This is a genomic window from Enterobacter cloacae complex sp. ECL352 (assembly GCF_020149545.1).
Lineage (GTDB): Bacteria > Pseudomonadota > Gammaproteobacteria > Enterobacterales > Enterobacteriaceae > Enterobacter > Enterobacter asburiae_B.
The window spans coordinates 3539245-3552462 of sequence record NZ_CP083709.1 but is presented as its reverse complement, the minus strand read 5'-3'; the positions used below and the strand labels follow the sequence as shown (position 1 = coordinate 3552462).

Annotated in this window: 15 protein-coding genes; 9 read left to right on the top strand and 6 right to left on the bottom strand. The window is 54.9% G+C overall.

Going from position 1 to position 13218, the window contains the following annotated elements; genetic code table 11:
* Positions 1-29: 29 nt before the first annotated feature.
* Positions 30-440, top strand: a complete 411-nt coding sequence (gene rnk / locus LBF07_RS17215) for a nucleoside diphosphate kinase regulator (RefSeq protein ID WP_033144918.1) — start codon at positions 30-32, stop codon at positions 438-440.
* 139 nt (positions 441-579) lie between these two features.
* Positions 580-669: a small membrane protein YldA gene (yldA, locus tag LBF07_RS24665; RefSeq protein WP_272481390.1), complete on the top strand. Its 90-nt coding sequence runs from the start codon at positions 580-582 to the stop codon at positions 667-669.
* Between the two features lie 8 nt (positions 670-677).
* Here yldA and LBF07_RS17210 read toward each other — a convergent pair whose 3' ends face one another.
* Positions 678-1916: a zinc-dependent alcohol dehydrogenase gene (locus LBF07_RS17210; RefSeq protein WP_094934396.1), complete on the bottom strand. Its 1239-nt coding sequence runs from the start codon at positions 1914-1916 to the stop codon at positions 678-680.
* Between the two features lie 180 nt (positions 1917-2096).
* Here LBF07_RS17210 and uspG point away from each other — a divergent pair, with 180 nt between their 5' ends.
* Positions 2097-2525: a universal stress protein UspG gene (gene uspG, locus LBF07_RS17205; protein ID WP_023310731.1), complete on the top strand. Its 429-nt coding sequence runs from the start codon at positions 2097-2099 to the stop codon at positions 2523-2525.
* A gap of 60 nt (positions 2526-2585) precedes the next feature.
* On the opposite strand, the gene ahpF is transcribed toward uspG, so the two are convergent.
* Together ahpF and ahpC are read right to left on the bottom strand one after the other, a co-directional pair.
* Positions 2586-4151 carry an alkyl hydroperoxide reductase subunit F gene (gene ahpF / locus LBF07_RS17200; RefSeq protein ID WP_094934397.1) on the bottom strand — a complete coding sequence of 522 codons (1566 nt, stop codon included), beginning with the start codon at positions 4149-4151 and terminating at the stop codon, positions 2586-2588.
* Between the two features lie 127 nt (positions 4152-4278).
* Complete coding sequence (ahpC, locus tag LBF07_RS17195; RefSeq protein ID WP_008501015.1) at positions 4279-4842, bottom strand: alkyl hydroperoxide reductase subunit C; 564 nt, start codon at positions 4840-4842, stop codon at positions 4279-4281.
* 622 nt (positions 4843-5464) lie between these two features.
* Between ahpC and LBF07_RS17190 the strand changes: the two genes are divergently transcribed.
* The 3 genes from LBF07_RS17190 (at position 5465) to LBF07_RS17180 (ending at position 8371) form a co-directional block, all read left to right on the top strand.
* On the top strand, positions 5465-6364 hold the full coding sequence (locus tag LBF07_RS17190; protein WP_094934398.1) for a LysR family transcriptional regulator: 900 nt from the start codon (positions 5465-5467) through the stop codon (positions 6362-6364).
* 172 nt (positions 6365-6536) lie between these two features.
* Positions 6537-7760 (top strand): phosphoadenosine phosphosulfate reductase, encoded by a 1224-nt coding sequence (locus LBF07_RS17185; protein WP_094934399.1) that lies wholly within the window; start codon positions 6537-6539, stop codon positions 7758-7760.
* Positions 7745-8371 carry a ParB/RepB/Spo0J family partition protein gene (locus LBF07_RS17180; protein ID WP_033144915.1) on the top strand — a complete coding sequence of 209 codons (627 nt, stop codon included), beginning with the start codon at positions 7745-7747 and terminating at the stop codon, positions 8369-8371. The genes LBF07_RS17185 and LBF07_RS17180 overlap by 16 nt, the downstream gene beginning before the upstream one ends.
* Here LBF07_RS17180 and LBF07_RS17175 read toward each other — a convergent pair whose 3' ends face one another.
* The gene (locus LBF07_RS17175; RefSeq protein WP_094934400.1) at positions 8372-9532 is read right to left on the bottom strand and encodes a pyridoxal phosphate-dependent aminotransferase; all 1161 of its coding nucleotides are present in this window, start codon (positions 9530-9532) and stop codon (positions 8372-8374) included. It lies immediately after the preceding gene.
* A gap of 122 nt (positions 9533-9654) precedes the next feature.
* On the opposite strand from LBF07_RS17175, the gene LBF07_RS17170 reads away from it, so the two are divergent.
* The 3 genes from LBF07_RS17170 to LBF07_RS17160 are packed head-to-tail and all read left to right on the top strand — an operon-like array spanning position 9655 to position 11494.
* Positions 9655-10269, top strand: coding sequence for a methylthioribulose 1-phosphate dehydratase (locus LBF07_RS17170; RefSeq protein WP_094934401.1), 615 nt, complete (start codon positions 9655-9657; stop codon positions 10267-10269).
* Positions 10266-10955, top strand: coding sequence for an acireductone synthase (gene mtnC, locus LBF07_RS17165; RefSeq protein ID WP_023334872.1), 690 nt, complete (start codon positions 10266-10268; stop codon positions 10953-10955). The genes LBF07_RS17170 and mtnC overlap by 4 nt, the downstream gene beginning before the upstream one ends.
* Positions 10952-11494, top strand: a complete 543-nt coding sequence (locus LBF07_RS17160) for an acireductone dioxygenase (protein ID WP_023315605.1) — start codon at positions 10952-10954, stop codon at positions 11492-11494. Before mtnC ends, LBF07_RS17160 begins: the two co-directional genes overlap by 4 nt.
* Before the next feature lie 96 nt (positions 11495-11590).
* Here the strand turns inward: LBF07_RS17160 and LBF07_RS17155 are convergent, their stop codons facing one another.
* Positions 11591-12061, bottom strand: a complete 471-nt coding sequence (locus tag LBF07_RS17155) for an SRPBCC family protein (protein WP_032641748.1) — start codon at positions 12059-12061, stop codon at positions 11591-11593.
* A gap of 42 nt (positions 12062-12103) precedes the next feature.
* A complete protein-coding gene (gene mtnA, locus LBF07_RS17150) occupies positions 12104-13120 on the bottom strand; it encodes an S-methyl-5-thioribose-1-phosphate isomerase (RefSeq protein ID WP_048975890.1) in 1017 nt (338 codons plus the stop codon).
* Positions 13121-13218: the final 98 nt, after the last annotated feature.

Here is a 13218-nt window from a genome sequence, read left to right as displayed (position 1 = left end):
ACGCGCAGCATTAACGACATGGAGTAAAAATGTCCAGACCTACAATTATCATCAACGAGCTCGACGCAGAACGTATCGACAGGCTGCTGGAAAAAGCGGAGTTTGCCTCACTTCCCGTGGCCGACGCCCTGAATGAGGAGCTCGACCGGGCGCAGATGTGCACGCCTGAGACGATGCCGCATGACGTGGTCACCATGAACAGCCAGGTAAAATTCCGCAACCTGACCACCGGTGAAGAGCTGACCCGCACGCTGGTTTACCCGGCTCAGATGACCGACAGCAGCACACAGCTTTCTGTTCTTGCGCCTGTGGGTGCCGCACTGCTGGGCCTGCGCACGGGCGATACCATCCACTGGGAGTTGCCGGGCGGCGCCTCTGCCCATCTTGAAGTGCTGGCGCTGCTCTACCAGCCAGAAGCTGCGGGCGATTACCTGCGTTAACCACTTCTGAACAAGCGCCCACCCGCTTTGCACAGAGGATGCAGCCGCATCCTCTTTCCGTAAATTCACCCCATTTTCTTATATCGCGCAAAAAGCCCTTAATCCACGCTTAATCTGTTTTGGTGCCGTGGGGACGGTCATGAGTGAGATACTGGTTATCACACTTATTTTTCTGATTATTGCGGCGATTATCGTCATGGCCGTGCTTTATCTTGAACGCCACAGCTAGGCGAGCACTTATGCAGCCCCACCCGGGAAAGCGTTCACCAGGCCCTTAACTTTTTGCTCTGCGGCCTCGGGCGTTTCTGCGCCAGGGATCAGAATCACCTTCCGGCACTCCTCCTCCCGTTTTTCGAATACCTTATAGGCGCGTTCCGCATCAGCAAGGGGAAGATAATGGGTCACGATCTCTTCCGGGGTAAGCAGCCCTTTTTCGATCAGCGGCAGCAGCTCACCCAGCCAGGCATGGACGTGCGTCTGGCCCATCTTAAACGTCAGCCCCTTATCAAAGGCATCGCCAAACAGGAAGCCATGAATAAACCCGGCGTACACGCCGGGTACGCTAACTACGCCACCGCGTCGAACGGCAGCAATGCACTGCCGCAGCGCTTTGCCGCTGCTGCCTTCAATTTTAAGATTGCTGAGGATCGTTTCGGTGGTGCTGCCTTTCGCTTCGAACCCTACCGCATCAATCACGGCATCAACGCCGCGCTGGCCAGCGGTCTGCTCGATGATTTTTTCCGCTGCGTCGTTATCATCATCAAAGTTGATGGGGATTGCGCCGTAACGCGCCTCGGCAAATCGCAAACGGTACGGGTGGTGATCGATAACAAAGATCTGCTCGGCCCCTAACAGCCGCGCGCAGGCAATGGTTAGGAGCCCCACCGGCCCGGCGCCGAAAACCGCAACGCTTGAGCCTTTTTCAATCTGCGCATTTTTTGCCGCCTGCCAGGCCGTGGGCAAAATATCGGAAAGGAACAGCGCCTTATCATCGGAGAGGAGTTGCGGGACCTTAAACGGCCCGACGTTGCCTTTTGGCACGCGGACATATTCCGCCTGTCCCCCCGGCACGCCGCCGTAGAGATGGCTGTAGCCAAACAGCGCGGCCGGCGCGGGGATTTGCTTTTTGTTCAGCGCGGCGCCCTGCCCGGCATTGGTATTCTCACAGGCCGCGTATTGCTGCAGACGGCAGAAGAAACAGTCTCCGCAGGCAATGACAAAGGGGATCACCACGCGATCGCCTTTTTGCAAATTTTTCACCTCTGCGCCGCACTCGACGATTTCCCCCATAAACTCATGGCCAAAAATGTCGCCGTGCTGCACCTTCGGGATCTTTCCGCGATAGAGATGCAAATCGGAGCCGCAGATAGCCGTGGCCGTGACGCGCAGAATGATATCGTCGGGCTGTTCGATAATGGGATCGGGGACATTCTCGACGCGTACATGGTGCGGACCGTGATACGTAAGTGCTTTCATGCGACCTCCGAAAGGTTCCAGGTAAGTGTATAAGGGTAGCTACCCCTGAAGGTCTGCCCTGGAATACGGGGCTTTTGAGATTTATCCTGGTGAGATAAGAAAACTGACGGGGCGCTTACAGAAACCATTTTTATTTTATGGTTGAATGAATTCAGCGTTTATAAACAAGGAGAAACGGGTATGTATCAGAGAATCATTATGCCGGTTGATGTTTTTGAGATGGAGCTGAGCGACAAGGCCGTACGCCATGCGGAGTTCCTGGCGCAGCAGGACGGTGTTATCCATCTTTTGCACGTACTGCCGGGCTCCGCCAGCCTGAGCCTGCACCGCTTTGCCGCCGACGTGCGTCGCTTCGAGGAGCATTTGCAGCATGAAGCGGAAACTCGCCTGCAAACCATGGTCAGCCACTTCAGCATCGACCCTTCGCGCATCAAAACGCACGTCAGATTCGGCAGCGTTCGCGATGCGGTAAACGAACTGGCGAACGAGCTAAAAGCAGACGTGGTGGTCATCGGTTCGCGCAACCCTTCCATTACCACGCATCTGCTGGGCTCTAACGCCTCCAGCGTGATCCGCCACACCCATATACCGGTGATGGTCGTAAGATAAAAAAAGAGGCCACCTTTCGGTGGCCTCTCGCTATTGCAGGTGTAGCCTTACTTTCTTCTGTTATGCGGTTTTGGTGCGAATCAGGTAGTCAAAGGAACTCAGAGACGCCTTCGCCCCTTCGCCCGTGGCGATAATGATCTGTTTGTACGGCACGGTGGTGCAGTCGCCCGCCGCAAACACGCCTTTCACGCTGGTTTCACATTTCGCATCGATGATGATTTCGCCCATGCGGTTGCGCTCAATCGCGCCTTCCAGCCAGGTGGTATTTGGCAGCAGACCAATCTGCACGAAGATCCCTGACAGCTGAACGCTGTGCACGTCGCCGCTCACGCGGTCGCGGTATTCCAGGCCGGTCACTTTGCTGCCGTCGCCCTTCACTTCCGTGATCTGCGCGTTCAGTACGATGTCGACGTTTTTCAGGCTGCGAACTTTATCCTGCAGAACCTGGTCGGCCTTCATCTCTGGAGCGAACTCCAGAAGGGTAACGTGCTCAACAATCCCCGCCAGGTCGATAGCCGCTTCCACGCCGGAGTTACCGCCGCCGATCACCGCCACGCGTTTACCTTTAAACAGCGGGCCGTCGCAGTGCGGACAGTAGGTCACGCCTTTGGTACGGTACCGATCTTCGCCCGGAACGTTCATGTTGCGCCATTTCGCGCCGGTGGCAATGATAATGCTGCGCGCTTTCAGCACCGCGCCGGACGCGGTTTCAATCTGGTGTAAGCCACCCTCGACCGCTGCCGGAACGAGCTTGCTGGCGCTCTGGCTGTCGATCACGTCTACGTCATAGTCGCTAACGTGCGCCTTCAGCGCCCCCGCCAGCTTCTGGCCTTCGGTCTTCGGCACGGAGATGTAGTTTTCGATGTCCACGGTATCGAGCACCTGGCCGCCAAAACGTTCGCCCATCAGGCCGGTACGAATACCTTTACGCGCAGAGTACACCGCTGCCGCCGCGCCCGCAGGGCCGGAACCGACGATAAGCACGTCGTAAGCATCGCGTTTGTTCAGCTCTTCCGCCGCACGTTTTTCAGCACCGGTATCCACTTTGGCTACGATTTCGGTCAGCGTCATACGGCCCTGGCCGAACTCTTTGCCGTTCATGTAGACCGCCGGAACGCCCATCACGTTGCGATCGGTGATTTCATTCTGGAAGGTACCGCCGTCAATCGCCGTGTGCTTGATGCGCGGGTTCAGAACCGACATCAGGTTCAGCGCCTGCACCACGTCCGGGCAGTTGTGGCAGGAGAGCGAGTAATAGGTTTCAAATTCGAAATCACCGTCGATATCGCGGATCTGCTCCAGCAGCGCCTGCGCTTCTTTTGACGGATGACCACCGGTCCACAGCAGCGCCAGCACCAGTGAGGTAAATTCGTGACCCAGCGGCGAGCCGGCAAAGCGCGGTCCCTGGTCGGATCCTGGGTTGGTAATCAGGAAAGAGGGCTTACGGACCGGCAGCGCGTTGTCTTCTTTGAAGGTCACTTTCGGCGACAGCTCGGCGATCTCCGCCAGCAGTTCCTTGATTTCTGCCGATTTGGCGCTGTCGTCCAGCGTGGCAATCAGCTCAACGGGTTTGGTCAGTTTCTCAAGGTAGGCCTTGAGCTGGGTTTTCATGTTAGTGTCGAGCATTGTTCTTCCCTCTCTTAAGACGTCATCATGCAAGCTGCCTTATACGGGCGGCCTGAATGCAACTTGCATCATGGTGCTGGAATGAAATGGGCGCGGGTGCGCCCATTGATTGCCGAATGGGCAAAACTTAGATTTTACCAACCAGATCTAAGGATGGAGCCAGCGTCGCTTCGCCTTCTTTCCATTTCGCCGGGCACACTTCGCCTGGGTGAGAAGCCACGTACTGAGCAGCTTTCACTTTACGCAGCAGGTCAGACGCATCACGGCCGATACCTTCAGCGGTAACTTCGATAGCCTGGATAATGCCCTGCGGGTCAACAACGAAGGTGGCGCGGTCAGCCAGGCCTTCATCTTCACGCATGTTGTCGAAGTTACGGGTCAGGGCGCCAGTCGGGTCGCCGATCATCGCGTATTTGATTTTCGCGATGGTTTCGGAGCTGCTGTGCCATGCTTTGTGGGTGAAGTGGGTATCGGTAGAGACGGAGTAAACGTCTACGCCCAGCTTCTGCAGTTCATCGTAATGGTCTGCAACGTCACCCAGTTCAGTCGGGCAAACGAAGGTAAAGTCAGCCGGATAGAAGAAGAAGACGCTCCAGCGGCCTTCGGTATCTTTCTCGGTAACTTCGATGAACTCACCGTTTTTGAACGCCTGGTTTTTGAAAGGTTTAATTTTGGTGTTAATCAAAGACATCTGTACTTCCTCCGTGTTTTCGTTGAGGTGTAAGGTAACCAACTTTATTCATCGGGGCTAATGCGTATGCTTTATCAAATCAATCAGCCAAACCTTACAACGTCGACAAGACAACAAGGTGAACCTTTTACAGGAAAGCCTGAAAGTAAAAAGGCCGCCTCAACGGGCGGCCCTGATACCTGAATTCCCCGCAGGTACATTCAGTGCCAGCCGAAACTGGCGTTGCGTTGCGCTCTACAACCCTTTATATCAAGGCGGTAACAGCCGTTTGATTACATCACCCGCGCAGGGATTGAGCAATCCATAAAAGATACATTCCTGCCTATGGCTGTGATAGGTTGTGTCGAACATCATTCCGGTGCGTTATAAATTTATTTTTATTATAAAACCATCGCAATATATAAATGACAGTTGTCATTTAAAATGATTGTTCCCTTTCCTAAGATAAAATTATCTCAATCGCTTTTGAAGCGCCATTTCAATAATCTGCCACCGTGATATATTAAGATGATTTAATTTAAAACTAAGAGAGCTAACCGAAAGAGTTATAAATGGTTAGCCTTAAACTATTGTTATCAGTTATATGATAACCACAGCAAACGCAGTACCCTCAGGACGAAACATGGCAAACCTGTATGACCTTAAAAAATTCGATCTTAATCTGTTAGTCATTTTCGAGTGCATTTATCAGCACCTTAGTATCAGTAAAGCCGCCGAGACGCTGTATATCACACCCTCAGCCGTGAGCCAGTCACTGCAGCGTCTGAGAGGACAACTCAACGATCCTCTGTTTATCCGTTCCGGTAAAGGGATCACGCCCACGACCGTCGGCGTCAATCTGCATCATCATCTGATACAGAACCTGAACCAGCTGGAGCAGACTATCAATATCATGCACAGCAGCGGGTTGAAGAAGAACTTTGTCATTTATTGCCCGCATTTTATGAGTACGAAAGCAACGCTTGACCCTATAAAGCTGCTGATGGAAAACCATAACTATTCAATTGAATTACATGATGTTTTTCTATCATCTGATTCAGCGGAAGATCTCTTAGCCTACAGAAGAGCCGACCTGATATTTTCGTTTTCTTCTTCTAACAATCATTCTGTCGCCTGTAGCCTCTACCATAAACTTCCTTTCGTACTCGTTTGTCGGGAGGGCCATCCCCGTCTCAGTGAAAATCCCACGCGTGAAGAGATTCTGAATGAAAACTTCACCGCCTACCTGAACGATGAAAACAGCTTCAAAGACTATCAGGAAAAGGCCGAAAACCTGTTAACCGAAAGAAATATCGTCTATCGCAGCGACTCTTTTATATCCCTTCTGTCGGTGATTGGTTCGTCCGACCTCATAGGATTAGTGCCCGCACCGGCCTTCGAACAATATGGGCCAGCCCTCAACCTGCGAAAAGTGGAAACTGACATTCAATTCCCCAGCATTGATATTTACATGATGTACAATCGTTCCGCACTCAATAGCTCGGCATTCGCGAGTTTTATTGAAGAAATATCCTTACCGTGAGATATTGCTGTGGTTCTCGCACAAAATGGGAACCACACCGTTAAAACATACACCACCGTTATAGAATTACGCGGCATAACCGTTACATATCCAATTAATTATTGACTGATATAATCCTCTTATTAGTATTGACGCTACAGTCAGGTATTTATTCCTCAGGATGAGAATAAGCATGTCAATTTATAAATACCCTTTAAACCAGGATGTTCTTACCGCTGCTCGGGAGCGAATAAAATGGACGCTCGAAAACTTACCCAGAATCTGTGTTTCTTTTTCAGGAGGTAAAGACTCCACCGTCATGCTGCATCTGGTTGCCCAGCAGGCGCGACTGATGAACATCAAAATAGATGTGCTCTTTATCGACTGGGAAGCGCAGTTTTCCCATACCATTATCCATGTGGAACATATGCGCGAGTTGTACAGCGATGTCATCGACCATTTCTGGTGGGTCGCGCTCCCCCTGACAACGCAAAATTCACTGTCGCAATTCCAGCCGGAATGGCAATGCTGGGAACCCGGCACACAATGGGTCCGCCAGCCTCCTGACGATGCGATAACCGATCCCACTTTTTTTCCCTTCTACCAGCCAGGCATGACGTTTGAAACCTTTGTCCGCGGTTTCTCCGACTGGTTCTCTCGCAATCGCCCGGCGGCGGTACTGATTGGCATCCGCGCCGATGAGTCATACAACCGTTTTCTGGCTGTCGCGTCGGCGCGTAAACAGCGTTTTGCCGACGATAAACCCTGGACAACCGTCGCACCGGGAGGACATGCCTGGTATATCTACCCTCTCTACGACTGGAAAACCGCCGATATATGGACCTGGTTCGCCAAATCAGGGTGTTGCTATAACCCACTCTATGACCTGATGTTTCAGGCCGGCGTGCCGCTACGCTACATGCGGATTTGTGAACCCTTTGGTCCGGAACAGCGCCAGGGATTATGGCTCTACCACGTTGTTGAGCCCGATCGCTGGGCGGCCATGTGTGAGCGCGTGAGCGGTGCGCGCAGCGGGGGGATGTACGCCGGACACGATAACCATTTTTATGGTCACCGAAAAATTCTGAAACCCGAACACCTGTGCTGGCGCGAATATGCCATGCTGCTCCTCGACAGCATGCCGCAAAATACGGCTGAGCATTACCGCAATAAAATCGCCATTTATCTGCACTGGTATCAGAAGAGAGGCACAGAGGAGATTCCCGATACGCAGGACGGTGATATCGGTGCCAAAGATGTTCCCTCATGGCGCCGTATTTGTAAGGTTCTCCTGAATAACGACTACTGGTGCAGGGCGCTATCATTCAGCCCAAATAAACCCAAACATTATCAGCGCTACAGCGACAGAGTGAAGGCGAAACGCAAGGAGTGGGGCATATTATGCGACAAAAACTAATCAACGAGATGGAAACGTACCTTCAGTCACTTCCCGAAGAGGAACGCATTAACGCCATAAATGCTTTTCGTGAAGCGATCCATAAACACAGTCCGTTTCGTGCACAACCGATAGACTGCGTCCTCTGGATCAGACAGGACGCTATTACCGCTAACGACTACAACCCCAATAATGTTGCCCCGCCAGAAAAAAGGCTGCTCAGTAAGTCGCTGGAACTCGATGGATTCACCCAACCTATCGTTGTGACAGAAAGTGAACCGCAACACTATGAAATTGTGGATGGTTTTCATCGCCATGAAATCGGTACAAATCGGGCGGCACTGAAGCACCAGCTCAAGGGTTATCTCCCTGTGACCTTCCTGCGCCAGGACCGACAGGATAAACATGACCGTATGGCTGCCACTATTCGTCACAACCGGGCGCGGGGTCGACACCAGATTAACGCTATGTCGGAGATCGTTCGCGAGCTGGTGCAGCTTGGCTGGAATGACGAGAGAATAAGCAAGGAGCTGGGAATGGACGGCGATGAAGTCTTGCGCCTCAAGCAAATCAACGGTCTGCTGGAGTTGTTTGCAGACCGTCGTTACTCAGAAGCCTGGACGGTGAAATAATCAGAGCGTGTTCAGGCGCTCTGCCGCCGCCAGCAGCGTCGATTCCTGCTTCGCAAAGCAAAGACGAATCAGCTTATGCGGGAAGGGATCGGCGCAGAATACCGACAGCGGAATGGCGGCTACGCCCACCTCTTTCGTCAGCCACTGGCAGAAACTCACGTCGTCCAGATCCGATATCGCGCTGTAGTCGGCGAGCAGGAAATAGGTCCCTTCTGAGGGCAAAATTTCCAGACGACTTTTGCTGAGCGCCGTCACAAACAGATCCCGACGTTCACGATAGAAGTGCGGCAGCTCGCGATAGTGCTCCGGCTCGGCGCGCAGCATATCCGCCAGCGCCAGCTGAGCCGGCGTGTTCACGGCAAAGGTCAGGTACTGGTGCACCTTGCGCAGCTCGGCGCTGATAGCCGCCGGTGCGACGCAGTAGCCCACTTTCCAGCCGGTCATATGGTAAGTCTTACCGAATGACGAGACGGCGATAGCACGCTCGCGAAGCTGTGGATGGGCCAGCACGCTGGCGTGTCCTTCTTCTGCAAAGCAGATGTGCTCGTAGACTTCATCGCTCAGCACGTAAATTTCACGTTCCGCAATCGCCTGCCACAGCGCGGCGAAATCGGCCTTTTGCCACACCGTCGCCGACGGGTTGTGCGGGGTATTCAGGATCACCAGGCGGGTTTTGTCGCTCAGCAGCGCAGCAAACGCCTGCCAGTCAGGGCGAAAATGCGGCGGCTGGAGCGCCACGCGTTTCACCACGCCGCCGGAGAGTTCAACCGCAGGCGCATAGCTGTCGTAGCTCGGATCAAAGCAGATAACTTCATCGCCCGTACGCACCAGCGCGGTGATGGCCGCATAGAGCGCTTCGGTCGCCCCTGCCGTCACCGTAATGTCGCTGTTCGCATCGGGCTTATGGCCGTACAGCTCCGCCGTTTTATCCGCAATGGCTTCCCGCAGCGCCTGCACGCCCGTCATCGGCGCATACTGATTCGCCCCCTGCGCCACGTGGTACGCCAGGCGCTCCCGCAGATAGGTCGGGCCGTCGAAATCCGGGAATCCCTGAGAAAGGTTAATGGCGTTGTGCTGCTGCGCCAGAGCGCTCATCTGCGTAAAGATGGTAGTACCGAGATTGGGAAGTTTACTCTGAGGAATCAATGCGTTATTGCTCATTGTGTCGTGCCTGCTTGTAATACTTATGTTGCTGCCACTATAACACGATGTTAGTCTTTGGCAATCAAGACGCTTAGACGTCTAAACCATATGAATATTCCTGGCCGCGAGGGTAAAAGGAAATGACAGACAACCTGCAACTCACACATCTTGTCGACGCCTGCCGCTGGATTGGCGCCAAAGGCTGGGCACCCGCCACCGGCGGCAACATGTCGGTGCGTCAGGACGAGCGCCTCTGCTGGCTCAGCGAATCCGGCAAAGACAAAGGCAGCCTGACAACGGCGGATTTTCTGCAGGTTGAAATCGCCACCAACCGCGCGCCGTCTGGCCGCAGGCCGTCGGCGGAAACCGGTCTTCACACGCTGATTTATCGCCTGTTCCCGGAAGCCAACGCCGTCCTGCACGTTCATACCGTCAACGCCACGGTGCTGTCGCGTCTGGTCAAAGAAGCCGAGCTCAACATCAGCGGCTTTGAGATGCAAAAATCCCTCACCGGGCAGACCACGCATCTGGATACGGTGGCTATCCCGGTCTTTGATAACGACCAGGATATTGACGCCCTCGCCTCCCGAATCGCCCATTACGCACAGGAACGCCCGCTTAATTATGGTTTTCTTCTGCGCGGTCATGGCTTAACCTGCTGGGGATGCGACGTGGCCGAGGCCCGCCGTCATCTGGAAGGACTAGAATTCTTATTTGAATGCGAAATGCGTTTACGACAACTGGAGAGAGTATGATTCGCGCGATTGTGACGGATATTGAAGGGACCACCAGCGATATCCGTTTTGTCCATGACGTTTTGTTCCCCTACGCGCGTGAGCGGCTGGCGGCCTTCGTGACCGCGCAGCAGTACGCCGAGCCGGTCAAATCCATTCTGGACAACCTGCGTGATGAAATCGGTCACCCGCACGCCAGCGTCAGCGAGCTTATCGACGCCCTGTTTGCCTTTATGGATGAAGACCGCAAATCCACGGCGCTCAAAGCCCTGCAGGGGATCATCTGGCATGACGGCTACGTGAACGGCGACTTTACCGGCCACCTCTACCCGGACGTACTGCCTGCGCTGGAAAAGTGGAAAGCGCAAGGGATTGATCTCTATGTTTATTCCTCTGGCTCCGTCGCCGCGCAGAAACTGTTATTTGGCTACAGCGACGAAGGTGATATTACTCATCTGTTCAGCGGCTATTTTGATACCCACATCGGCGCCAAGCGCGAGGTGCAGTCCTATCAGAACATTGCGGCACAAACGGGCATCGCCCCGTCGCAGATCCTGTTCCTGTCCGATATTCATCAGGAGCTGGACGCGGCTGAACAGGCAGGTTTTCGCACACTGCAGCTGATTCGCGGTGATGATGACGGCGCAAGCCATCACCATCAGGTCCACCAGTTTGACGAGATTAATCCGGAGCAGATCCCTTCATGAGCGCATTGACCATTTATTCCGATAAAGACGCCAGTCAACACCAGTGGCACAGCACCGACGCCGCCGAGATCGCCCAGCAGCTCAATGCCAAAGGCGTGCGGTTTGAACGCTGGGCGGCGGATCGCGATTTAGGACACGATCCCGCGCCCGAAGCCGTGATCGCGGCGTATCAGCATGCGATCGACAAGCTGGTGGCGGAAAAAGGCTACCAAAGCTGGGACGTGATCAGCCTGCGCGCCGACAACCCGCAGAAAGAGGCGCTGCGCGCGAAGTTCCTGAACGAACACACCCACGGCGAAGACGAAGTGCGCTTCTTCGTGGAAGGCGCGGGGCTGTTCTGCCTGCACATTGGCGATGAGGTGTATCAGGTGCTGTGCGAGAAAAACGACCTGATTTCCGTACCCGCGGGCACGCCGCACTGGTTTGATATGGGCTCAGAGCCGAACTTTACCGCCATTCGTATTTTCGACAACCCGGAAGGCTGGGTGGCGCAGTTTACGGGCGATGCCATCGCGGATGCGTATCCACGGTTGGCATAGGTAAAAGCAAAACGGCAGCTAGAGCTGCCGTTTTTAGTGTTTGCTCCCTCTCCCTATGGGAGAGGGTCGGGGTGAGGGCATCAGGCCGCTCGAGCTTCAACGCTCCAGTCCTTTCACATAACCCACCAGCTGATCCAGCACAATCCCCCACCCTTCGTGGAAGCCCATCTGCTCATGCTGCTCGCGGATTTCCTTCGTCGGATGACGCGCAATCGCCGTGTAGCGGGTCTTGCCCTCGCCCACATCCTCCAGCAGCAGGATCGCCGTCATAAACGGCTTTTCGGCCGGTTTCCAGCCTTCGGTATAGCCGTCGGTAAAGACCAGCTTTTTACCCGGGTCGATTTCAAGAAATACGCCCCGGTTATCCATCCGCTGACCGTCCACCTCAAACACGGTGTTGAACCGCCCGCCCACGCGGAGATCGAGATCGCATTCGGTCACCTTATGGGGAGCAGGAATGAAGAAGTTTTTGATGTGTTCCGGCGTGGTCCAGCACAGCCACAGCAGGTCGCGCGGTGCATCCACCACGCGCTCCAGTTTTAAGTCAGTTTCAGGATCCAGCGTCACGATATTGTCCTCTCAAGGGAACCCCTTAAAGGATAGCCGGACTCAGGCGAATTTCCCGTTTGCCACCGCTTCCGGCGTGACTACGCCCGTATCCAGCACCCAGCCGCTGATCAGCGAGGCAGGGGTGACGTCAAACGCCGGGTTATAGACCTGCGCGTTTTCCGGCGCCCACTGCACCGCGCCAAAGCTTCCGGCCACGCCCGTCACCTCGCTGGCGGCGCGCTGCTCAATCGGGATCGCGTCCCCGTTCGGGCAGTCCGGATCGAGGGTCGTTTGCGGGGCGGCAACGTAGAACGGAATGCCGTGGAACTTCGCCAGCACCGCCAGGGAATAGGTGCCGATCTTGTTCGCCACGTCCCCGTTGGCGGCAATGCGGTCTGCGCCCACCCACACGGCGTCCACCAGCCCTTTTGCCATCAGGCTGGCGGCCATGGAATCGGTAATCAGCTGATACGGCACGCCCAGCTCGCCAAGCTCCCACGCGGTCAATCTGCCGCCCTGCAGCAGCGGACGGGTTTCATCCACCCAGACGTTGCTGACGTTACCCTCCTGATGCGCGCGGGCAATCACGCCCAATGCGGTGCCAACGCCCGCCGTTGCCAGCCCGCCGGTGTTGCAGTGGGTCAGCAGACGGCTGCCGGGCTTCACCAGCGCGCTGCCGGCTTTGGCAATCGCGTCGCAAAGCCGTTTGTCTTCGTCAATCAGGCGCAGCGCTTCGGCCACCAGCGCCGGTACAAAATCTTCCTGCCACAGGGCGAGCTTCATGCGGTCAAGATTGTTCATGAGGTTCACCGCCGTCGGGCGGGAGGCGCGCAGGGTTTCCAGCGCCGCCGCCAGCTCGTCGCGGCTTTTGCCGTTTTCCGCCAGCAGCGCCAGCAGCAGGCTTGCAGAGAGACCAATTAGCGGCGCGCCGCGCACGCGCAGGGCGTGGATATGCCCGACCAGCGCCTCTACCGTCGAGGCATCCAGCCAGCGTTTCTCCTGCGGAAGCGCCTGCTGATCGAGAATAAAGAGCTGATTATCCGCCACCCGCAGGCTGGTCGTCTGTAATGTCTGCATGTCGTTAATTCCCTGTTGCGTTGTTGTAGCACATTGTGTCAGGATGAAATCCAGATGTATAGACGTCTACATGTCTTAATTAGAAAACTCGTGAGGAG